Genomic DNA, 23268 nt, shown 5'->3' with positions numbered 1-23268 from the left:
TGGAGGGACTGTTCATCTAACCCACCACGACCTGATCATGTAAGAATAACCTATTTCTACTGTGATTTATATAAAAAGAAAACGGTGGCCACCAATATCCATTCTGTTTCCTTTGTAATTCTCGGTCCTGGCTATGCCGCCCATGTATTCGCTCATTTCCAGGACTATAGGTTTAATATCAGTACGGGTGGCAAGCTCATAAGCAGCCGTTAGGCCAGCAGGCCCTGCACCGATAATAATCGCTCGCTTCATCTACTCAGCTTCGTTTTAATGAATTGCAATAAAAAGGGAACAGTAAATAGCAAAAAAGGATAAACCGGCACCTTGAATCTTGCTGCCCCTACCGGTCCTGTCAGAAAGCATATATATAGTACGAATACTACCAAAAGCCATTTTAACCAGGGGTCCTGATTGGGTTGAATCAGAAACAGGAGAAAACTAACCGCGAGCAAAACATTCCAGCCCAATATAAACACGAGCAAAAGGGATTGCCACCCTGGTAACTGCTGCCAATATGAAATAATGCCGGCATAACCTTCTCTGCTGAAATAATAATACATGCCCGGTTCATCCCTATTCTCGCCATAAAAAAATGCCTGGAAATCAAATCGCCCGGGATCGAGGAAAAAATTAGCCATTCCCTTCAAATGAAATTTTGCATACACGAGCGGACTTCCGAAAATAATAGCAACGCCTTTCTTTTGTAAAAACGCTGCCCTCTCAGCATATTCGGTAAACTTTCCAGCCTCTGTCAGCAAACTGTCTGTGATCTCCTCTGCCCGCTCCTCACCTTCCGTTTGTATCAAAATATGATGAGCATTGTAGCTAAGCATGTTCGTGTACTGCATACTTGAAAAATGAAAAAAGCCGGTATTTCTTTGGTTAATGCCACTTATCAATAGGACCATTGCGAACGGAATACAGGCCGGAATTATCAGCACAAGTTTTCTTTTCTTAATGGCCAAAATAACGGATATCAACAGGGCTATAATCCAGAAATACAGCATTACCGGTTTCACCGCAATGGATAGCGCAATGAATATGTGGAAGAGGAAGTACTGCCAATATTTGCCCTGATGCCGCCAAATCCAGAAGCTCGCAAACGAAGCCCAAAGCATAAACTGAAAGAGAATTTCACTCATTATAAGCTGCGTATAAATGAACTGGGAAGGAAAAAGTAAAACGCCTATCACAACCGGGTACAGCGGCAATTCCGCCCGTGAAAGAAGCATTCCCAGCCACAGGAATGTGACAAAACTCAGAACGGTTTGTATGATCAGAACCGGAAATGGATGATCTGCGGTGGTTCCCGATAAATATAGCAGCAACCCGTATCCGGGAGTACGCCTTGTATGAAGCTCGGGACGCCTCTCCTCATCCCAGGTTCCGGCATACCATGAAGAGTGCCCTTTCAGGTTCTCAGCCTGGAGTAGGTACTCTTCAGAGTCTTTGAGGATGTGATGCCCCCGGTAAGCTGAAAAAACCAGCACCACCAGGTGAATGATCACCAGGAAAATAATATAAAGCTGAAAGCGGGAATGTTTCAAAAAATGCTGATGTATATAGCGGTCAAAATTAGCCAATCATCAAGTGGGGTCTTTAATTCTTTTAATTTTGCCCACTATAAAAACTACGCAATGACAGAAGAGAAAATATTGGTGATTGGGGCAAACGGTCAGGTAGGTACAGAACTGGTCTTGAAGCTCCGCGAATTTTTTGAAGATGAAATGGTGATAGCAAGTGATATTTCTGCCCCTGGTGAGGAACTATCTCTCAGCGGCCCATTTCTTTATTTAGATGCGCTTGATAAAGAATCCATCCGGCATACACTTCAGCAACATGGTATCACTCAGGTATATCATCTGGCCGCCACGCTTTCTGCGATGGCTGAGAATAAGCCTGATTTCGCCTGGCGCCTCAATATGGAAAGCCTTCTTATCGCCCTTGATCTTGCAAAAGAAGGTTTATACAAGCGGCTTTTCTGGCCAAGTTCTATTGCCGTCTTCGGGCCTTCTACACCTAAAAGCAATACCCCTCAGCATACCATTATGGATCCTGATACGGTTTATGGCATCAGCAAACTGGCCGGTGAGCGATGGTGCGAATATTACTGGAAAAAATATGGAATAGATGTTCGCAGTTTGCGCTATCCGGGATTGATCAGCTATAAGACCCAGCCGGGAGGCGGCACCACTGATTATGCCGTTCATATATTTATAGAAGCCCTGAAAAAACACAGCTACAGTTGTTTCCTCTCCGAAAACACCGGACTGCCGATGCTCTATATGCCTGACGCTGTGAAAGCAACGATCAAACTGATGCATGCTCCTTTAGATCAGGTGAAGATCCGCTCCAGCTACAACCTCGCAGGTTTTAGCATTACTCCGGCTAAAATTGCTTCGGAAATACAAAAACATATTCCTGACTTCAAAATTAATTATAAATCCGATTACAGGCAGCAGATAGCTGACAGTTGGCCCACCAGCATAAATGACCAAGAGGCCCGGCAGGATTGGGGTTGGCACCCGGATTATTCTATGGAAGAAATGGTTTCGGACATGTTGGAAAACATAAAGGAAACAAAAGGCAAAGCGCAATGAAGATAGGAATCGTATGCTATCCCACTTATGGTGGTAGTGGCGTAGTGGCCACCGAATTAGGAAAAGCACTTGCTAAAAAAAGTCATCAGATCCATTTTATAAGTTATAAGCAACCTGCCAGGCTTGATCATTACGGGAGCAACTTATTCTATCATGAAGTGGGTATTTTAAATTATCCTCTCTTTGAATATCCGCCTTACGAATTGGCTCTGATAAGCAAACTGGTGGATGTCATTAAATTTACGAAACTGGATCTTCTGCATGTTCATTATGCAATTCCTCATGCATTTGCTGCCTATATGGCCAAGCAAATCCTCCTGAAGGATGGCATCCAAATTCCCGTTGTAACCACATTGCATGGTACTGATATAACTTTGGTCGGGAAAGATCCTTCTTATGAACCGGCCGTCACATGGAGCATAAATAATTCAGATGCCGTTACTTCTGTTTCTCAATTTTTAAAGGATGAAACTTATAAATTTTTCAAGGTTGAAAAGGATATTGCAGTTATTCCGAATTTTATTGATCTCAAGCGTTTCAGCAAAAAACCAAAGGAACATTTCAAAAAGGCATTAGCTCCTCATGGCGAGAAAATCATTGTTCATACCTCCAATTTCAGGAAGGTAAAGCGGGTACAAGACGTGATGACCATTTTTGAGAACGTGAGAAATGAAATTCCTGCCAAGCTCCTGTTTATAGGCGATGGCCCCGAAAGAACCAACGTGGAAGCTCAGTGCCGGAAATCTCCATACTGCAGCGATGTTCGCTTTTTAGGAAAAATTGATGCAGTTGAAGAAGTACTTTCAATCTGTGACCTGTTCATCCTGCCTTCAGAGAGCGAAAGCTTCGGGCTTGCAGCATTAGAGGCAATGGCTTGTCAGGTTCCGGTGATAAGTTCAAATGCCGGTGGACTTCCTGAAGTCAATACACATGGAGTAACGGGCTACGTGAGCGATGTTGGCGATACTGATTCCATGACAAAATTTGCGCTCGAAATCCTCCGGGATGAGGCCGTGTTGACGAGGTTCAAGAAAAATGCTTTGATTCGGGCGAAGGAATTTGACATTAAGAAGATTATGCCTCTCTATGTTTCTCTCTATACTGAATTGATTGAGCGAATCAATTCACCGGTGGCCCATTAAGATCAATTGTATATTGCAGATCTAGCAAATCCCAGTTAGCCCTCACATTTAAGGCAGGCTCCAGGATTATTACCCTTTCCGGCTGCCTTCTTTTTTTCAGGCTCCCTGTATCCCATTTACCATTTTCATTGGTATCAATTATTGCCTGGAGCTTATAGTTTCCCGGCACCAAAAGTTTAAATGATACGGATTGGCTGGACTGAATTATTCTATCCCGGGCTACTGCTTCATTCTTTATTAATTGCACTATCACTTGCTGGCTGTCAGATAAAATCAGGTCTGTAGCGATGTTCCCATATTCCTCAGCAAGGGGCACCTGAAAAGTAAATTCTACCGAATCATTTTCTTCCCTGGCAATTGACTCCATTGTTCCACGTGGAATCACAATTTTATACTCTTTTCCTTCCTTAAATTCTGTCCTCACCTGCAGGCGGGTTCTGACTTCATTTGCATATTCAATGGTAAAATCTATTGGAATCGAATCCTCCAATAAAACAACAGAATCTTCTTCGAATGTTAAGATTGGCCGGTTTGAAATGAGGAAGAGGGACGCTCCTAATTCCAGTCTACCTCCCTGCGCTGAAGGGCGGATCGCCAGCCCCCGGTCCCTTCCCTGTCTGCGGAAGCCGAAATTACCAACTCGCACAGATGTATCCTGGTCATTAAATCGCACCAGATATTTTCCTGTGTCATCATCACCAGGAGGGGGATAAAAATACCAGTCAATTGTATCACGTGTGGTGTTAAAGCCAATCAGGCTTTGAGAAGTATCTGTCCAGGAAATTCCTCTATCAACAGAAAAGGTATCTACGGGTAAATTGAAAAAGAAGGTGAAATGGCCCGGACCAGCCTTTTTAACTCCACGAAATATCAGCGAGTCAGCCTCCGGTAAAAACATCCGAAACTGGATCACCTGATTTGTGTCTTCCGGCAAGAATACCATTGAATCAAGAAAGGCAACCATTTCATTTGGGTCATGGAAATAGTTTCCATTCTTATCCTCAAGAGCAAAAAACTGGTATTGGCCTGTGGTAAGAAAATCTAAATCCCCGTGCCCAATTTCGTCTGTTCTTGAAAAATAATAGGGCAGGGAAGTGATCAGCGCTGAATCAACGGAATCCGGAAAGAGCATGAGGCTTATATCTTCCATCGGCTCCAGTGTGGCCGCGTCCATTACAACACCGCTAATCATCAATGAATCTATATACGGCCCGGTGCTGAACACCATCTTAAAATCCTGCAAAATATTGCTTTCATTCAAGTCCCGAATGCTCTCACCAAAATTTATCTGGTAAGTTGTATTGGGCTTTAGATCATCCGGAATATCTACAATAAGACTTTTCTTTTTAATACTAAAAACCGGACTTTGGGAAAGGGGTGGAGAGATTAGAACAGACTGCTCTGCTTTTTCCAGCACAAAAAATTCATCAAAATAATAAACCAATCTCCCACCCTGGAAATAGGTAGCAAATGAGTCAGGCTGTGTTGATACAAGGGTTGGTGGCTCCTCATCAATATCGCCACCAGATGGCTGGCCAACCGTAGCGCACCGGATCAGAAAAGGGAGCAATAGCAAAATCAGCAGGCGATTATTGGCTGTCATCTTCCCACATATACCATTAGAACCGATACGTCTGCCGGAGATACTCCGCTCACTCTGGATGCCTGGCCCAGCGTTTCCGGTTTCACCGAATTGAGCTTCTCACGTGCTTCAGAAGACAATGATCCGATGGTACTATAATCAATCCGCGGCAGCCTGATATTTTCCAATCGAATCATTTTATCTACAAGGTCCTGCTCTTTCGCTATGTATCCTTCATACTTTATCTGAATCTCCGCCCCCTGCACGATCTCCTCATCATACCCGCTCAAAAATTCTTCTATACCCGAAATTGCCTGGCGCATCAAGTTCAATGTGATGCCCGGCCTGGAAAGCACGTTCTTATATCGCACCTTCTGAGAAAGAGGGGTTTCTCCCATTCCGGATAGAAAGGAATTCATCTCCTTTACTTCTCCGGAGTTATTCGTTATAAAATCAATGATACTTTCAATTCCATCCTTTTTCTCCATTACCCTTTCGTATCGTGCTTTTCCGGCAAGGCCCATATTATAGGATAGTGGTGTCAGGCGTAAATCTGCATTATCCTGTCTTAACAAAATCCTGTATTCCGCCCGTGATGTAAACATCCGGTATGGCTCATCCGTCCCTTTATTAATAAGATCATCTATCAAAACACCAATATAAGCCTGGGAACGGTTCAGCGTGAATTCACTGGCTCCGTGTACCTTGTTGTGTGCATTTATGCCAGCCATCAAACCCTGACCTGCTGCTTCTTCATATCCCGTTGTCCCATTGATCTGACCAGCAAAAAACAGATTTTCTATCAGCTTTGTCTGCAATGTATGAGAAAGCTGCAGCGGGGGGAAATAATCATATTCTATAGCGTATCCAGGGCGAAACAACTTGGCGTTTTCAAACCCAGGAATAAGCTTAATTGCACTTCGTTGCACATCCTCAGGCAAGGAAGTGGAGAATCCATTGACGTACACTTCTACAGTATTCCAACCTTCAGGCTCTACGAATATCTGGTGGCGGTCCCGTTCTGCAAACCTGTTTACCTTATCTTCAATTGACGGGCAGTATCTGGGCCCGGTTCCATCTATCCTGCCGCTGAACATAGGAGATCTTTCAAAACCGGTTCTGAGCACGTCATGCACCTGCTCATTGGTATAAGTGATGTGGCAAACCAACTGTTTATCCGGCCAATCTATTGGTAAATATGAAAATCTCGCATTGCTGACATCGCCTTCCTGCCTTTCCATTTTGGTGTAATCCAGACTTCGGCCATCAATTCTGGGAGGAGTCCCTGTTTTCATTCTTCCGTTCTCAAATCCAAGTTCTCTGAGTTGACCTGTAATGCCCGTTGATGCCCTTTCTCCTGCCCGTCCACCACCAAAATTCTTTTCGCCAATATGAATTACGCCATTTAGAAAAGTTCCGTTTGTAAGCACCACGGCTTTTGCTTTAAATTCCAATCCCAATTGAGTACGAACTCCTATAACCTTGTCATTTTTAACAATAAGCCCTTCCACCATTTCCTGCCAGAAATCCACATTTGGAATGGATTCAAGTGTTTTTCTCCATTCTTCAGCGAATCTCATTCTGTCGTTCTGAGAGCGGGGGCTCCACATTGCAGGACCTTTCGATTTATTGAGCATCCTGAACTGAAGTGTGGTTTTATCCGCAACAATTCCTGAGTAACCTCCTAAAGCATCAATCTCCCGGAGGATCTGCCCCTTTGCAATTCCGCCCATAGCCGGATTACAGGACATTTGCGCAATCGTGTTCATGTTCATTGTCACCAACAACACCCGGGATCCTAAATTTCCCGCTGCCGCTGCTGCCTCGCACCCTGCATGGCCTCCACCGACCACAATTACATCATATTCAGTTCTATCTTTCATTACCGCTGTTCCACGTGAAACCATGTTTGTCTAAATAAAAGTCCTCCTTTTGACGCATCAACTTTCTCTCTTCCTCGCTTTTGTCCTTGTACCCGATAAGGTGCAATAATCCATGTATTATCACTCGTATCATTTCCACCTCCTGTGTTTCCTCAAAGGCCCTGGCATTCTCTCTCACCCTGTCCGCACTTATATATATTTCTCCTTCTAATTCAGTGGAAGAGGTTGATAAGTCGAAGGTGATCACATCAGTATATTCTGAGTGCTGAAGATATTTCAGGTTATAGTTCTGAAGCCCCTCGTCTGATAACAGAATAATATTAACAAAATTTATATTCCTCCCCTCTTCCCTTGCGATTTCAGGAAGGATTCGATTCAACATCGTCTCTAAGGAAGCGTACCAATCCACCCCTTCCATGAAAACACCTACCTGATAAGGCATTCTAAAATTTTGTGACATTCCCATCTAGGATATGTCTCGAACCATCAAGACCCCAAATGATCATTTTGTAGAAATAAACACCCTCCGGTACTTGTTCCCCTTTAGTACCTGTTCCATCCCAACCCTTCATCACGTCATGCGTTTCAAATAGACGCCCACCCCAGCGATCATAAACTGTCATAGTGCTGTTGCTATAATCTATAAACAATCCTCGCGGGGCAAAGGTATTATTGGGTCCCTCTGGTCTGAAGGCATTGGGTACATGAATTACGGCATCATCAATTACACATACCATGTTGGAATAGCTATCTTCCTTAAAACCATAGCTATTAGTATCTCCCTCAACCCCTCGAATTACATAACAGACACCTAAATTTCCAATTTCTTCAATTTGCTCCGAATCTGGAAACTCCGTTATCATTCTCTGCAAATCCGCGATATTTATAAAGGTCAGCGGCAATTCACTACTGTTGCTTCTTTGAACCTCATAAGATTCCACACCTCCGCTCCAGCCATCATATTCATTCCAGGTAAGTTCTGTAAATTCCTTATTTTGAATCCTTAATAAAATATTGTGTGAAACATTTGATCTGCCAGCTATCACTCCGCACACTGATTTTGCTGCAACTTCGTAATGATACACCTGCTCGTTCGGATCGGCTGAACTATCCGTAAATACATAATTAGCTCCACCCGTAGCAGGTATCTCCCTGTGCATTGACATCGTTAGAGGCGAGCCCCCTCTTGACAGCTCAAACCCTCCTAAAAACTCCTCTTCACTCACCCACCAATGAACTTCAATCAGAGAATCCACCACAGTAACTTTTCTTAAATATACCTCCCCCTCGTAAGAAACAAAATCACCCTCAGTACAAATCCTGTTGGAGCTGCTTGTATAAACTCCATTGCGGTGTATTGCTCTAACGTAAAAACAATAATTGGTGTCCCGCTCTCCATTCTCAAACACATACGAACCTACATCGCCAACAGAATCTATTCGAATAAAACCACCTCCGTTTTTCTCCATCCATATTTCATAGCCTGCCAGATCGGATTGCCACCCCTGGTATCCGGTCCATTCCAGGCTTATCGTTCCTGCGCAGGTATCCACACTTTCTTCCAAAAAGATGGTTCTGTGAAAAGCTCCAAGAAGGCTTATATTTCCGCAACTGTCATACGCAGCTACTCTGTATCGCTCTGCCTTTTGTTCAGGATCTCCTGTCAATGAATCCAGGTAACCTGTAATATCATTTCTGTCCAGTGTGTCTAAAATATTATTATCAAATCCATCATATAAATAAACATAGTATCCTCTGCTATCCAAATTTGAACTCTGTTGCCAACCGATCTGAGCCATTCCATCCACCACGCTGACGCTATCAATCAACACTTGATCCGGAGCAGTAAAATCAATACTCATAGTATCGGATAGCAGTGTGCCAATGCCATTACAGTCATAAAAGACCTCGATGTAGTATTTCCATTGTTGCGAAAGTACCTTTGCCCCCAGATGCAGATACTCTGTAATTGAAATATCAAAAACACTATCTATGATCTCATAAGGCTCATTCTCCTTTTCCTTTCCATAGATATACAGCTTTTCAAAGGATGAACAGGTATCTGAAAAGCTTTTCCAGAAGATCACCACATCACCGTCAGGCGTACTGCAGACCCTCCGCATTTCCATTGGATCATTGACAGCATCTGCGGTATTAAAAATTATACACAGGAAAAAAAATAAGAAAGGGAATTGACGCATCATAAATATGACTTCATTTAGCAGAAGAACAACATTTTGACCAAAAAATTTTTCATTCTACTATTAATATTCTAAAAAAAACTAATATGTCACTTCCTGAACCCATTCGTCTGAACAAGTATATTGCCTCCTCCGGAATCTGCTCCCGGAGAAAGGCAGATGAACTGATTGCTCAGGGCCTCATTGAAGTTAACGGCCTTCCTGTCAAAGAAGTTGGCTCAAAGGTATCCACCTCCGACCGGGTTACCTACCGCGGCAAACCTATTTCCCCAACCCGAAGTTTGATATATGTTCTTCTTAACAAACCCAAAGGCATCATCACCACAACCGATGATCCCCAGGGAAGAAAGACGGTAATGGACCTGACTTCCAAGGCAACCAGCGAAAGAATTTACCCGGTTGGCCGTCTTGATCTCAATACGACCGGGGTGCTGCTTTTAACCAATGATGGAGAACTCGCAAAGAAGCTCACTCATCCCTCTTACCAAATCCAAAAAGTTTATAGCGTTACCCTCGACAAACCTCTTACACGCGAAGACTTAAAAAAACTGTCTGAAGGAATTACACTGGAAGATGGTCCCATTAAGGCAGATGATATCTCATATCTGGAAGTAAAATCACATATTGGTGTTGCCATTCATTCGGGTCGGAACCGGATCGTGAGGCGTATGTTTGAAACATTAGGATATGCGGTTCTCAAACTTGATCGCACTTCATTTGCCGGACTTACGAAGAAAAACCTGAAGCGTGGCGGATGGCGTCTCCTTCTTCCTGGCGAGGTAAGGATGCTGAAGAATTCTGTTAATAAATCGTATTCTAAGTCTTAATCTATTGTGAACAGCTACTTCCTTACATTACAATTGTGGAGTAAACGTGGCTCATCCACTGCTTCCTCATCAGCTTCTCCCTGCAAGATTCAGGTTTCCTGACATCCTGACCGTAGTAAATTTCCCACAGCACTCAGTGTATTCCATTCCTGTTTATAAATCCATTCTCCTCCCTTTGGGTAGCGCCAGGCCCATTTTTCCTGTTAAAAACTGTGTATATAAAAGCAGTCATTTTGTTAAGAATCTTTCAGGCAAGCGTTCTGCCCAAAAGATTTCCAGCTATACACAGAGCTAATAGTCGTTCATTTTATATCTCTTTAAATATTTATTCTAAAAAGTTAAGGAGGTGGAAAAGTGGAAAAACCTCTGAGAAAACTTAATTTACTGCTCTATTCCTTATAAATAACCTTGAATGCTCAAATAGCTTTTATGCGGGAAATTCCTAATTTTGCAGGAGCGTTTTGTGTAGAGGGGACGATTGTCCCCTTTTTTATTAGCCCTGCTTATGCGGAAGGAACAGATTAAACAGGTGATTGAGGAGATTTTGAAAGGAACTGAATTCTTTTTGGTTGATTTGTCAGTGCCAGCTACCGGACAGCTTATTACAGCGTATGTGGACAGTGATCAGGGTATCACTATCTCACAATGTGGTGAACTGAGCCGGAAATTTGGGAAGGAACTGGACGAAAGGGATTTAGGAGATCAAACATATAATCTTGAGGTTTCTTCTCCCGGGTTGCAACGGTCGCTTGTTTTAAAGAGGCAATACAAGAAGAATGTGGGGCGGAATGTAGAGGTGATGAAAAAAGACGGTACTTCAATGTCGGGTAAACTGGTATATGTGGATGAGGATAAAATTCTCATTCATGAGGAAAGGAAACCTGATACTGAAGAAATGATCAATTTTTCGGAAATCAGCAAGGCGCAGGTGGTAGTTTAAGTTTAAAATGAGAAATAATAGCTTATAAATATGAACACTCTCGATATCATTGATTCCTTTGGTGATATAAAGGATCTGAAGAATATTGACCGGGTGACGATGTCCAAGGTACTGGAAGAGGTATTCAGAAATACGCTCAAGAAGACATTCGGGACAGATGAGCATTTTGACATTATCGTGAATCCTGATAAAGGAGATATACAGATCTGGCAAAATCGCGAGATCGTGGAAGACGGAGCCGTAGAAGATCCCTATACCCAGATTGCCTATTCAGAAGCCATAAAAATAGAACCTGATTTTGAAGTCGGGGAGGAGTTGTCAGAGGAAATCAAGATAGCTTCCTTCGGCAGACGGGCGATACAGGCCCTGCGGCAAAACCTGATCAATAAGATCATGGAGCTGGAAAAAGAAGACGTACTGAAGAATTACGAAGACCGGATTGGAGAAATAATAAATGCAGAGGTATATCAAATCTGGAAGAAGGAAATTTTAGTGCTTGACGATGATGGAAACGAATTAATTCTCCCTAAAACTGAGCAGATTCCCAGTGACTATTTCAAGAAAGGTGACAGCATCCGTGCAATTGTGCTGAAGGTGGAACTTCACAATAATAATCCAAAAATCATTCTTTCAAGAACTTCTCCTATGTTCCTGGAACGATTGTTTGAATTGGAAGTTCCGGAAATAGCTGACGGATTGATTAGTATAAAAAAGATCGTCAGAGAACCGGGAGAGCGAGCTAAGGTAGCCGTGGAGTCCTATGATGACAGGATTGATCCTGTGGGGGCTTGCGTTGGTATGAAAGGAAGCAGGATTCATGGTATCGTTCGTGAACTCAGGAACGAGAACATTGACGTGATAAATTACACGGTAAACCAGACACTATATATTTCCCGCTCATTAAGTCCTGCTAAAATTACGAGTATCAATATAGATACGGAAAATAAAAGAGCCTCTGTATACCTAAAGTCGGATCAGGTGTCACTCGCAATAGGCAAGGGAGGCTTAAATATCAAGCTTGCTGCAAAACTTACGGGTTATGAGATAGACGTGTTCCGGGAAAGCGGTGAAGAGGATTTTGATGTGGATCTGGAAGAATTTGCAGATGAAATTGATAGCTGGATCATTGATGAATTGAAGAGCATCGGATGCGATACTGGCAGGAGTGTTCTGAACCTGAGTGTACAGGAATTGGTAAGAAGAACTGATCTTGAGGAAGAAACGATAAAGGAAATCCGCAGCATCATTCGTACGGAATTCGAATAATATTTTAATCAGAATAATTGCAATATGGCTGAAGCCAAAGCAAAAAGATTATCAAAAGTAGCAAGAGAGCTTAATGTGGCTACGACCACGATCGTGGAATTTCTGGATAAGAAAGGACACGAGATAGAACAGAGCCCCAATACAAAGGTTCCGGAGGAGCTGTATGTCATACTTCTGGAGCAATTTCAACCGGATAAGATTGTTGGGGAAAAAGCCCATAATATACAGTTACCTGATCTGAGTAAACGACAGGAGAAGGAAAGTTCTGAGGAAGGTGATGAAGTACTTGTGAAATCCAATACGGTTTCTGAAACCCCAGCACCCCCCAAAGATGAACCGGTCAAGGAGAAGACACCCGAACCTGCCAGGGAAGAGGCGCCTGTCGAGGATAAAATTGAGGAAACCGCAGAACCGGAAGTAAAGAAGGAGCAAGAGAAAGAAAAGGAAGAAACCGCTCCCGTAGCTGAGGAACAACCAGAAACACCTCCGGAAGCACCTGTTGAGGCTAAACAGGAAGGACCGAAAAAGCTGGAACGCCAGCAATTTAAGGTGGTAGGAAAGTTGGATCTTGATGCGTTAAAAGCACGGCCTGCAAAAAAACAGGAAGAAAAGAAGGAGGCGGAAAAAGCAGAAATTGAAGAAGCCGCAGAAATAGTAGAAGTTCCGGAGGAAAAGGAAATAGAGCCGGTTGCGGAAGAAAAGAAAGAGGAAGGAATAGAGGAAGAAAAACCTGAAGTTCAGGATCAGCAAAAGGAGGAAGAAAAGGGAGAAAAAAGACCGGAGAAAAGAGAGACGGTAATGAAGGAGGCCCAGGGACTGAAAATTGTTGGAAAAATAGATCTGGATAAAATTCAAAAGAAAAAGCCGGTAGCTTCTACCTCTGATCTGTCATCAATCAAAAAGAAGCGGAGAAAGCGGAAACGGATTGCGGGAGCACCCGAAACAAAAGCACCTGATACCCGGCAACGTGGCGGAGCTGCAAAAAAGGAAAGAGCGCCCAAAGCTGCTGATAAACCCGAAATTGATGATAAGCAAATCCAGGAACAGATAAAGGCTACATTATCCCGCTTGAGCGGGCAGAATCCAAAACAGGCTTCTAAAAGCAGGTTAAAGAAGAAAAAGAAAGAACAGCGCGAGCAAAAAGAGGCCGGTGAGGTAGAACAGGAAACCACAACACTCCAGCTTACTGAGTTTATAACAGTTAAAGAGCTCGCTTCCATTATTGATGTTCCGGTCACGGATGTTATCACAGCCTGCATGGGCATGGGAATGATGGTATCAATAAACCAGCGGCTCGATGCAGAGGCCATCACTTTTATTGCAGATGAATTTGGCCATGATGTGGAATTCAAAGATGTAGACGTGGATGAGCCAAGTATGGAAGAGGAGGATAATCCTGAAAACCTGATAGACCGTGCACCTATTGTTACCATCATGGGACACGTGGACCACGGGAAAACTTCTCTGCTCGACTATATCCGCTCTTCCAATATAATTGCCGGAGAGGCCGGTGGCATCACCCAGCACATTGGGGCTTATGCCGTTGTGTTGGAGAATGATAAGAATATAACTTTTCTGGATACTCCCGGCCATGAGGCTTTTACGGCAATGCGCGCCAGAGGAGCTAAGGTTACTGACGTGGCCATCATTGTAGTGGCTGCTGATGATAGCGTAATGCCACAAACAAAAGAGGCCATAAGCCACGCCCAGGCAGCAGGGGTTCCTATCGTATTTGCGATCAACAAGGTAGATAAGGAAGTAGCTGATCCAACTAGGATCAAGCAGCAACTGGCAGATATGAACCTCCTTGTGGAAGAGTGGGGCGGAAAATACCAGAGCCAGGATATTTCGGCTAAACAGGGAATGCATATAGACGACTTGCTGGAAAAGGTGCTTTTGGAGGCAGAGATGCTCGAATTAAAGGCGGATCCTAAGAAACGGGCTGTAGGAACAGTGATAGAGGCTTCTATGGACAAGGGTAAAGGAATCGTAGCCACCGTCCTTGTAGAAGGAGGAACCCTTGAAGTGGGCGACCCTATTTTAGCAGGATCCCACTATGGAAAGGTAAAGGCCCTTAACAACGAAAGGGGTGCAAGAGTGGGCAACGCAGGCCCATCCACACCGGTGCAGGTATTAGGCTTTGATGGCGCTCCCCAGGCAGGCGATAAGTTCTATGTCACGGAATCGGAAACGCAGGCTAAAGACTTTGCCAGTAAACGCAGGCAGCTTATCCGGGAACAAGGCATCCGGGCACGGAAGCATATTACGCTTGATGAAATAGGACGCAGGCTTGCCATTGGAAACTTTAAGGAATTGAATGTCATCATCAAAGGTGATGTAGATGGTTCTATAGAGGCACTTTCTGATTCCTTACTGAAGCTGTCTACACAGGAAATTCAGGTGAACGTGATTCATAAGGGTGTAGGGCAGATCTCGGAATCGGATGTACTCCTGGCTTCTGCATCCGATGCTGTAATTATCGGCTTTCAGGTGCGGCCTTCTATAAGTGCCCGTAAACTTGCAGAGCAGGAACAAATTGAGATCAGGCTCTATTCTGTAATTTACGATGCGATTGAGGAAGTGAAAGCAGCCATGGAGGGAATGCTTGCCCCATCTGTAGAGGAAAGGATTATCTCTAATATTGAAGTACGCGATGTATTCAAAATTACCAAAGTGGGTACGGTAGCGGGTTGTATGGTATTGGACGGAAAAGTACACCGGAATAGTAAGGTACGCCTGGTACGTCAGGGAGTAGTGGTATATGATGGTGAAATACACGCTCTCAAGAGATTTAAGGATGATGTAAAAGAGGTGGCGGCCGGATACGAATGCGGTATTTCCATTAAGAATTATAATGACATCAAGAGCGGAGATATCATTGAAGCTTACGAGGAAGTAGAAGTGAAAAGGAAGTTGTAGGAGCTGGTTATAAATAAATGTGAACAATAAGCAACGAATTCCTGCTTATATATTCAACACCAATAACCAACACAATGGCTGATAAAAAGCAAAAATCTCCTCCCGAAAAGAATGAGCGATATGATAAAAAAACACCAGATCCCCGGAAATATGAGGAGCGTCATTTAGAAAATGAGCAGCAGGAAATGGAAGAGCAGGAAAACCGCGAAAGAACCGAAACGCATCAGCGCACGAACGATGCGGAGCGATAAACAGTAGTCCTGGAGATTAGAGACAACTCGTTCTGCCGCCATCTACCGGCAAGTTCACTCCATTAATGTGACTCGCAAAAGGGCTGGCAAGAAAGCAAACGGCATATCCCAGTTCCTCCGGATGAGCGAAACGGCCGGCAGGAATTTCATCTTGCATTTCTTCAGTAATCTCTGCAACCGTCTTTCCAGCTTTTTCAGCTTTATTCGAGATAATCCCTTTTAAACGGTCAGTTTTAGTGGCACCGGGAAGGATGTTGTTTACGGTTATTCCAAAAGAGGCGAGTTCAAGCGAAAGCGTTTTCGACCAGTTAGCCACGGCACCCCTGATTGTATTTGATACACCCAATCCCTTTAGCGGCTGTTTTACAGACGTACTGATAATATTGATAATGCGGCCATAATTAACCTTCTTCATGCCTTCCAGAACGGTTTGTACCATCACCTGGTTGCTGATGAGGTGTTGCCGGAAAGCCTGCTCATAAGCAGCCGTATCAGCCGTATGCGCGGGTCCTGGCGGAGGTCCTCCTGTGTTATTTACCAGAATGTGAATTACACCGGCTTCCTCCATCAGCGTTTCCACCTTTGTCCGAAGTTCATCAGGCTGGTTATAATCGGCTTTTATATATGTATGATGCTGGCCTTTGCTTTTATCCAACTCTGCAAAGGCTTTCTGCAACTCTTCCTCGTTTCTGGCAAGAATGACCACATTGGCTCCGGCCCTGGCCAATATCAGCGCAGTTGCTTTCCCGATCCCTTTTGAAGCACCTCCTACAATTGCTGTTTTTCCGGTAAGGTCAATTTTCATTTCAATCTATTTTTATTCGACAAAGTAAAGGTCAAAAGATTGGGAAATAAAATGTGTCCGACTAAACTACCGGGGAAGGCTTGGAATGGGCCTCAGCTATTGGATAGCTTACTTTGACACAATTCCACGAGGACGCCATTGGTACTCTTTGGATGCAGAAAGCAGATGAGCTTGTTGTCAGCCCCATCCTTGGGTATTTCACTAATGAAATCAAAGCCTTCCTCTTTAAGCCTGCTTATTTCTGCATGAATGTCGTCCACCTCAAAAGCGATGTGATGAATACCCTGACCGCGCTTTTCGATAAATTTCCCGATAGGTCCTGATTTTTCGGTTGTTGCAAGCAATTCCACTTTCGTATCGCCAAGCCCGAAGAAAGAGGTAATCACATTTTCAGAATCCACCTGCTCGGCTTTATAGTGCGCCTTTCCAAACAACCGTCTGAAAAGCTCATTTGCTTCCCCGGCATTGCTTACGGCAATACCGACATGTTCTATTTTTTTAAACATTTATCAGGATTGTATTTGCTTATAAATTTTGCTTTTAAACGAATAGAAGAATGTTTCGGGAAATTCAAAATCGTCTTTTAATAAAACTTGTGTTTTAATTTAAAACTATATAATAATAGGATAGAGCCTTGATTATAAGGCGCTAAAAGCTTTTTTATTAAAATTAATAATAAAATAATCAGGGGCGGACGGTTTCTTTTTCACCGATCATTTCGGCTACGGCCTGCATAATTCCCTTTTCATCGTAACCGCATTCTGCATAAAGCTCTGCTTGAGTACCGTGGCTTACAAAATCATCAGGAATGCCGAGGCGTTTCATCTGTGCCTGATACCCGTTGTCGCTCATAAATTCTAGGATCGCACTCCCAAAACCGCCCTGGATGCAGCCATCTTCCACGGTGATAATTTTACTGTAGTTTCCGAAAACCTCATGCAGCAGTTCCTCGTCAAGGGGCTTTACGAAGCGCATATCATAGAGGGCTGGAAAGACACCCTCATCCTCCAGCAGTTCGCAAGCACGGATCGCAAGATTACCGATGTGGCCAATGCTAAGGATGGCGACTTCCTGGCCATCACGCAACTTTTGACCTTTACCGATTTGAAGTTTCCTGAAGGGCTTCTTCCAATCCACCATTACCCCTGCACCCCGTGGATAGCGAATGGAGAAGGGGCCGTTATTTTCTACCTGGGCGGTGAACATCAGGTTGCGAAGTTCTTCCTCATTAAGCGGAGCTGAGACAATCATATTAGGAATGCAGCGGAAATAAGCAATGTCAAACGAGCCATGATGCGTTGGCCCATCTGCTCCTGCCAGGCCCGCGCGATCGAGGCAGAAAACCACATGTAGGTTTTGGAGCGCCACATCATGGATCACCTGATCGTATGCGCGCTGCATAAAAGTGCTGTAAATATTACAGAAGGGTACCAGCCCTTGCGTGGCCAGCCCTGCCGAAAACGTCACGGCATGTTGCTCTGCAATTCCCACATCAAATGCGCGGTCCGGCATTACCTTCATCATAATGTTCATGGAAGATCCTGAAGGCATGGCTGGCGTAATGCCAACAATCTTTGGGTTCTGTTCTGCCAGTTCTACGAGTGTATTGCCAAATACATCCTGGTATTTTGGGGGCTGCGGGGAAGAGGGTGGCTTTTTAAAAAGCTCACCGGTAATTTTATCGAATTTACATCCCGGGCTGTGCCATAGCGTTTGATCTTTTTCCGCAGCCTTAAATCCCTTTCCTTTGACGGTAATGCAATGGAGCAGCTTAGGTCCCGGAATATCACGGAGGTCTTCAAACAGCTTTGCTAGCCGGATGACGTCATGGCCATCCACAGGTCCAAAATATCTGAAGTTCAGCGCCTCAAAAATGTTGCTTTGGCTGGTAAGAAGGCTCTTTACGCTCGCCTCTATGTTTGAAGCCAGAACCTGTGCCTTGGGTCCGAACTTGTTGATCTTGCCCAGCACATTCCATACGTCATCGCGGAATTTATTATAGGTATGGCTGGTGGTAATGTCAGTAAGATATTCCTTCAGCGCACCTACGTTGGGATCTATGCTCATGCAGTTATCATTAAGCACTACCAGCAGGTTGCTGTCAGAAACCCCTGCATGGTTCATCCCCTCGAAGGCCATCCCGGCAGTCATAGCTCCGTCTCCGATCACTGCAATATGCTGGCGGTCTCTTTCACCCTTCATGCGCGAGGCTACGGCCATACCCAAAGCAGCCGATACCGAAGTAGAAGAATGGCCAACACCAAAAGTATCATACTCACTTTCGCCTCGTTTGGGGAAGCCACTGAGTCCCTCGTATTGGCGATTGCTAATGAAATTAGATCTTCGTCCGGTGAGTATTTTATGGCCATACGCCTGATGCCCGACATCCCACACTAGCTGATCATAAGGAGTTTTGAATATGTAATGCAATGCAACGGTCAGTTCCACCACTCCCAGGCTGGCTCCGAAATGGCCCCCATAAATAGAGACGATATCAATAATATGCTGCCGGACTTCCTGGCTGATCTGGGGTAAGTCTTCGATGTTGAATTTCCGTAAATCTGCGGGAAATTCGATTTGCCCCAAATGGGGACCAGGTGCAATTTTCATTATAGGACGTTAAATTTAATTCCGTACCGCTGAAGGTTTGACATCAACAGAAACACAAAATTACGGTTTTTCGTATTTCAGCCTTTCCAGCCATTTCTCATAAACCTGCTGTTTGCAAAACGTTTTATACATTAACCACCTGACATGGATGAAGTTTTCTATTTCGATGGTACATTAATCACAGCGGATCATGCAGATGCCTGCCCGGAAAAGGTGAAGCGCCACTTTGAAGCTGTGAGAGAAATTACTGATGCATGGCAGCAGGGAAGGCAGCAGTTTACGCTCAATACCTCCGGTTCTACCGGCCCACCCAAGACAATCCGGTTTTCCCGGGAAGCGCTGACCCGGAGTGCTGAAATGACGGCAGAGGTTTTTGACCTCGGAAAGGGAATTACGGCCTTGCTTTGCCTTTCTGCAGAATATGTTGCCGGCTTTATGATGGCGGTGCGGGCGCAGGTAAACGGATGGAAACTCATCGTGGTGCCGCCTTCTTCCAATCCGTTGCTGCATCTCCCGCCCGGTATTTCAATTGATTTTGCCGCATTCATCCCGATGCAGATGCAAGCTATTCTTAGGGGAAGCGGGCAATCTGTGAGAATGCTGCAAAACTCCAAATTGATTATCGGGGGTGGAGCCGTGAGTGCTGAACTGGAAGATACGATCCGGAAGAACCGCATTACCGCATGGCACACCTACGGAATGACTGAAACGCTTACCCATGTAGCCATCCGGAAATTAGGCCCCGACAAAACCGAAACAGCATTTATTCCTTTGCCGGGCGTGGCGATTTCAGTAGATGAAAATAACTGTCTTGCCCTGACCGTGCCTGCGCTGAATGGACAAAGTGTACAAACGCGGGATAGGGTGGAATTGCAGGAAGATGGCAGGTTCATTTGGCTGGGCCGGTTGGATAACGTGGCAAACAGCGGTGGCCATAAAGTACAGTTGGAAAAAGTGGAAGCAGCAGTAGCTTTCGCTTTAAATAAATTGAAACTTGAAACTGATGATTTTTTTGCGGCAGCCATTCCAGACGCTCATCTGGGAGAAATGGTGGTTGTATTTTTAAATAAAAAGATAAATGTTAAAAATGAACTTATTAAAATAGCTACTGAAAAGTTGCATCGTTATGAAGTCCCAAAAGAAATAATAGAAGCAACGAAGTGGAAAAAAACGGCCAGTGGGAAAGTTGATAAACAGGCGATTAGGCTTGATTATTTAAATGAAAAAGCGATCGGGTTATTGTAGGGAAATTACAGGAATTATTTTCGTTTGCCCTTCCTCTCGCGCCTGTTAGGCCTTTCTGTTCTCTTTGATGGATTTTCCCCTGCAATTTGCAGATCTATATTTCTTTCCTGCAGATTGGTATTCACCACGATAACTTTTAGCGGATCACCGAGCTGATAAAATTTGCCGGTGTTATTACCCACAATCCGGTAACTTTCTTCGTCAAGAGAATAGTAATCATCGCTCAGTTCGCTGAGGCGGATCATACCCTCACAGGCACTGGGTTTCATTTCTACATAAATTCCCCATTCGGTAACGCCTGAGATGATGCCGTCAAACTCCTCTCCGATGCGCTCGCTCATATATTCTACCTGCTTATATTTAATGCTGGCGCGCTCAGCCTCCGCTGCACGAACTTCCATTTCGCTGCTGTGCTTGCATTGCTCTTCTATTTCTTCCTGCCTGATTTCCAGCTTGCTGTTTAGCAGGTAATGCTCCAGGAGGCGGTGGGCGATCATGTCAGGAAATCGCCTGATGGGTGAGGTAAAGTGAGTGTAGTAATCGAAGGCAAGCCCATAATGGCTGCTTTTCTCTGTGGTATAAAATGCCTTGCTCATGCTGCGAATGGCGAGAGACTGAAGCATGTTCTGCTCCGGCCTTCCTTCTACTTTTTCCAGCAGTTGGTTGAATGAGCGGCTAAGGGCTTTTTGATTTTTGGTGTCAATTTTATGTCCGAACCGGGCTGCGACCTTTGCAAAAGATTTTAACTTATCGTCAGGTGGAAAATCGTGATGGCGGTAAACGAAAGGGCGGTTGCTCGTTTTCTGGTCTTTTTTGAAAATAAATTCAGCCACTTTCCGGTTGGCCAGTAACATAAAATCTTCAATCAGTTTATGCGCATCTTTTCTCACTTTTGGGATTACTTCCAGCGGTTTACCATTTTCATCCAGCCGGAATTTTACCTCGGCAGTTTCAAAGGATAAAGCTCCTCCTTCAAATTTCCTTTCACGAAGTTTATAAGCGAGTTGATTCAGCGTAAGCAGTTCCTCCGCAAATTCACCTTTACCGGTCTCAAGCCGTTCCTGGGCATCTTCGTAAGAAAAACGCTTATCGCTGTGGATAATCGTTTTGCCAAACCATTCCTTTTTCACGTTTCCGTCCTCATCCATTTCTACCAATACAGAAAAAGTAAGCTTGTCCTCGTTGGGTCTTAAGGAGCACAGTTCATTGCTCAGCCGCTCCGGTAACATGGGAATAACTCGATCTACAAGGTAAACGGAAGTGGCCCGTTCAAATGCCTCTTTATCCAGGGCAGTTACTGGTTTCACGTAGTGCGTTACGTCCGCGATATGCACTCCGATCTCCCACCTTCCACTCTCCAGTTTTCGGATTGACAGCGCATCGTCAAAGTCTTTTGCATCGTCCGGGTCTATTGTAAAGGTTGTGATTGGCCGCAAGTCTCTCCTTGCGCTGACGTCTTTGGCTGTTATCTCACCAGGGATCTTTGCGGCATCCTGTACTACATTTTCCGGAAAAGTAGTGGGCAGGTCAAATTCGGCAATGATGGCATTCATCTCCGTTGAGTGCAAGCCTGCTGCCCCAAGAATGGTTACCACCTTCCCTACAGGGTTTTTGCTGTGTGCGGAATACTCTGTGATCTTCACTATCGCTTTATCGCCATTCTTTCCTTCACCCAAATTTCGCATGGGGATAAATATATCAACCGGCATTCTGCGGCTGTCAGGAACCAGGAAAGCAAATTTCTCCTGAACTTCCAACGTACCTACAAATTCTTCCTTGTGGCGTTTCAGCACTTCTACTACCTCGCCTTCCGGTTTTTTGTTGCGCCTGCGGGCATAGAGCAGCACCCGCACCTGATCGCCATGCAAGGCAGTATTCAGCAATTTTTGCTGCACGAAAGTATCATCTTCCGTCTCCTCTGAAACGATAAAAGCGGAGCCGCTCTTTGTCATGTCCACCACGCCTTCAATGAACTGCGATTCAGGCACGTGCCTGAAGCTGCCACGCTTTTCTTCTTCAAGGTATCCTTCTTCATTCAAATCCTGCATCACCTCCAGCAGTGCCTCGCGTTCATGATCGTCTGTGAGGCCCAGTTGCTTTGCAAGCTGCTTATAATTGTATTGCCTGTCTTCATGGTCTTTCAGGAAATCCAGTGCGTCCTTGCGCAGTTCCTGTGTATCCACCGGCATCTTTCCTTTGCCTTTTTTCTTTGTCATTTACTTCTTATTTCAGAATGTAAAAGTAATAGCTGGAATGATTGTTCTGGAATATCCGGATAGAAAGGCCGGGATTGCCATAAGCCAATAGCACTACCCAGTGCTCCATCGTTTTGCCTGAAACAAATGAAATTCCAGGACAAAAAAAGAGACGCTGGCAGTTTGGGCTAACTGCATGGCGTCTCTTCATATAAATCAGCTAAATGTTGAAGCGTTAATCCTTCTGCACAAGCTGCACGTTTATATGCATCTTAATCGTATCTCCTACCACCACACTTCCGGCTTCAGTAACGGCATTCCATTGCAAGCCATATTCTTTCCGGTTTATGCTTCCGTTCACCTCAAATCCGGCTTTCTTCTGTCCATAAGGATCTGTGACCATGCCGCCATGCTCTACGTCAAGCTCCACATCTTTGGTGGTTTCGCGAATGGTGAGTTTGCCTTTTAATTTATACTCATCTCCCTTTACCTGCTTCAATATGCCATCCCTGAATTTAATCTGAGGATGTTTTTCGGCATTAAAGAAATCGTCTGACTTCAGGTGATTGTCCCGGTCAGAGGCATTTGTGTCGAGGCTTTTTACATCAATGGTAAAATTTACCGTAGCATTATCAAGTTTGTCGCCTTCCGTATACATCTCGCCATTGAATGACTTAAAGGTGCCGGTAACGGTGGAGATTACGAGGTGCTTGGCCTTAAACTGTACTTCGCTGTGGCTGGGGTCTACTTCCCATTTTGTGCGGTTGTCTGTGCTCATAACTATTTGATTTTTAAATGAAAT

18 protein-coding genes and 2 pseudogenes are annotated in these 23268 nt (G+C 44.4%); 8 read left to right on the top strand and 12 right to left on the bottom strand.

All coding sequences use genetic code 11. The features are described 5' to 3' along the window. Window positions 1–78 precede the first annotated feature (78 nt). Together WD077_00190 and WD077_00185 are read right to left on the bottom strand one after the other, a co-directional pair. A pseudogene (locus WD077_00190) lies at window positions 79–252 on the bottom strand (NAD(P)-binding protein). Continuing rightward, the gene (locus WD077_00185) at window positions 249–1547 is read right to left on the bottom strand and encodes a hypothetical protein (GenBank protein MEX0965629.1); all 1299 of its coding nucleotides are present in this window, start codon (window positions 1545–1547) and stop codon (window positions 249–251) included. The pseudogene WD077_00190 and the gene WD077_00185 overlap by 4 nt, the downstream one beginning before the upstream one ends. Before the next feature lie 90 nt (window positions 1548–1637). Here WD077_00185 and WD077_00180 point away from each other — a divergent pair, with 90 nt between their 5' ends. Beyond that, a complete protein-coding gene (locus WD077_00180; GenBank protein MEX0965628.1) occupies window positions 1638–2600 on the top strand; it encodes an NAD-dependent epimerase/dehydratase family protein in 963 nt (320 codons plus the stop codon). Then, on the top strand, window positions 2597–3742 hold the full coding sequence (gene bshA, locus WD077_00175) for an N-acetyl-alpha-D-glucosaminyl L-malate synthase BshA (protein MEX0965627.1): 1146 nt from the start codon (window positions 2597–2599) through the stop codon (window positions 3740–3742). Before WD077_00180 ends, bshA begins: the two co-directional genes overlap by 4 nt. On the opposite strand, the gene WD077_00170 is transcribed toward bshA, so the two are convergent. From WD077_00170 to WD077_00155, 4 genes are read right to left on the bottom strand one after another with little or no spacing between them, the layout of a single operon-like run. Beyond that, complete coding sequence (locus tag WD077_00170) at window positions 3720–5345, bottom strand: Ig-like domain-containing protein (protein ID MEX0965626.1); 1626 nt, start codon at window positions 5343–5345, stop codon at window positions 3720–3722. The two genes, bshA and WD077_00170, sit on opposite strands and share 23 nt — an antisense overlap. Further along, on the bottom strand, window positions 5342–7207 hold the full coding sequence (mnmG, locus tag WD077_00165; GenBank protein ID MEX0965625.1) for a tRNA uridine-5-carboxymethylaminomethyl(34) synthesis enzyme MnmG: 1866 nt from the start codon (window positions 7205–7207) through the stop codon (window positions 5342–5344). Before mnmG ends, WD077_00170 begins: the two co-directional genes overlap by 4 nt. Next, window positions 7197–7649, bottom strand: coding sequence for an rRNA maturation RNase YbeY (ybeY, locus tag WD077_00160; protein ID MEX0965624.1), 453 nt, complete (start codon window positions 7647–7649; stop codon window positions 7197–7199). Before ybeY ends, mnmG begins: the two co-directional genes overlap by 11 nt. Before the next feature lies 1 nt (window position 7650). Next, entirely contained in the window at window positions 7651–9330 is a 1680-nt protein-coding gene (locus WD077_00155; protein MEX0965623.1) for a gliding motility-associated C-terminal domain-containing protein, read from the bottom strand. 176 nt (window positions 9331–9506) lie between these two features. On the opposite strand from WD077_00155, the pseudogene WD077_00150 reads away from it, so the two are divergent. From WD077_00150 to WD077_00130, 5 genes and pseudogenes are all read left to right on the top strand, one after another. Further along, window positions 9507–10235: pseudogene (locus WD077_00150) on the top strand (pseudouridine synthase). Between the two features lie 505 nt (window positions 10236–10740). Continuing rightward, window positions 10741–11175, top strand: coding sequence for a hypothetical protein (locus WD077_00145; GenBank protein ID MEX0965622.1), 435 nt, complete (start codon window positions 10741–10743; stop codon window positions 11173–11175). A gap of 30 nt (window positions 11176–11205) precedes the next feature. Further along, a complete protein-coding gene (nusA, locus tag WD077_00140; protein ID MEX0965621.1) occupies window positions 11206–12441 on the top strand; it encodes a transcription termination factor NusA in 1236 nt (411 codons plus the stop codon). 24 nt (window positions 12442–12465) lie between these two features. Continuing rightward, entirely contained in the window at window positions 12466–15360 is a 2895-nt protein-coding gene (gene infB / locus WD077_00135; GenBank protein ID MEX0965620.1) for a translation initiation factor IF-2, read from the top strand. A 74-nt stretch (window positions 15361–15434) separates the two neighbouring features. Further along, a complete protein-coding gene (locus WD077_00130; GenBank protein ID MEX0965619.1) occupies window positions 15435–15611 on the top strand; it encodes a hypothetical protein in 177 nt (58 codons plus the stop codon). A 16-nt stretch (window positions 15612–15627) separates the two neighbouring features. Here WD077_00130 and WD077_00125 read toward each other — a convergent pair whose 3' ends face one another. The 3 genes from WD077_00125 to dxs form a co-directional block, all read right to left on the bottom strand. Further along, complete coding sequence (locus tag WD077_00125; protein MEX0965618.1) at window positions 15628–16416, bottom strand: SDR family oxidoreductase; 789 nt, start codon at window positions 16414–16416, stop codon at window positions 15628–15630. A 92-nt stretch (window positions 16417–16508) separates the two neighbouring features. Next, complete coding sequence (gene mce, locus WD077_00120) at window positions 16509–16922, bottom strand: methylmalonyl-CoA epimerase (GenBank protein MEX0965617.1); 414 nt, start codon at window positions 16920–16922, stop codon at window positions 16509–16511. A 178-nt stretch (window positions 16923–17100) separates the two neighbouring features. After that, window positions 17101–19026 carry a 1-deoxy-D-xylulose-5-phosphate synthase gene (gene dxs, locus WD077_00115; GenBank protein MEX0965616.1) on the bottom strand — a complete coding sequence of 642 codons (1926 nt, stop codon included), beginning with the start codon at window positions 19024–19026 and terminating at the stop codon, window positions 17101–17103. A gap of 144 nt (window positions 19027–19170) precedes the next feature. Between dxs and WD077_00110 the strand changes: the two genes are divergently transcribed. Then, window positions 19171–20271, top strand: a complete 1101-nt coding sequence (locus tag WD077_00110) for an AMP-binding protein (GenBank protein MEX0965615.1) — start codon at window positions 19171–19173, stop codon at window positions 20269–20271. Window positions 20272–20285: 14 nt separating this feature from the next. On the opposite strand, the gene rnr is transcribed toward WD077_00110, so the two are convergent. Genes rnr through WD077_00095 form a run of 3 tightly spaced genes read right to left on the bottom strand, consistent with a single transcriptional unit; the run spans window position 20286 to window position 23244 of the window. Further along, window positions 20286–22487 (bottom strand): ribonuclease R, encoded by a 2202-nt coding sequence (gene rnr / locus WD077_00105; GenBank protein MEX0965614.1) that lies wholly within the window; start codon window positions 22485–22487, stop codon window positions 20286–20288. 7 nt (window positions 22488–22494) lie between these two features. Continuing rightward, window positions 22495–22677: a hypothetical protein gene (locus WD077_00100; GenBank protein MEX0965613.1), complete on the bottom strand. Its 183-nt coding sequence runs from the start codon at window positions 22675–22677 to the stop codon at window positions 22495–22497. 24 nt (window positions 22678–22701) lie between these two features. Continuing rightward, window positions 22702–23244: a YceI family protein gene (locus WD077_00095; GenBank protein ID MEX0965612.1), complete on the bottom strand. Its 543-nt coding sequence runs from the start codon at window positions 23242–23244 to the stop codon at window positions 22702–22704. Window positions 23245–23268: the final 24 nt, after the last annotated feature.

This window comes from Bacteroidia bacterium, from assembly GCA_040880525.1.
Lineage (GTDB): Bacteria > Bacteroidota > Bacteroidia > CAILMK01 > JBBDIG01 > JBBDIG01.
This window is presented reverse-complemented; position numbering and strand designations above follow the sequence as displayed.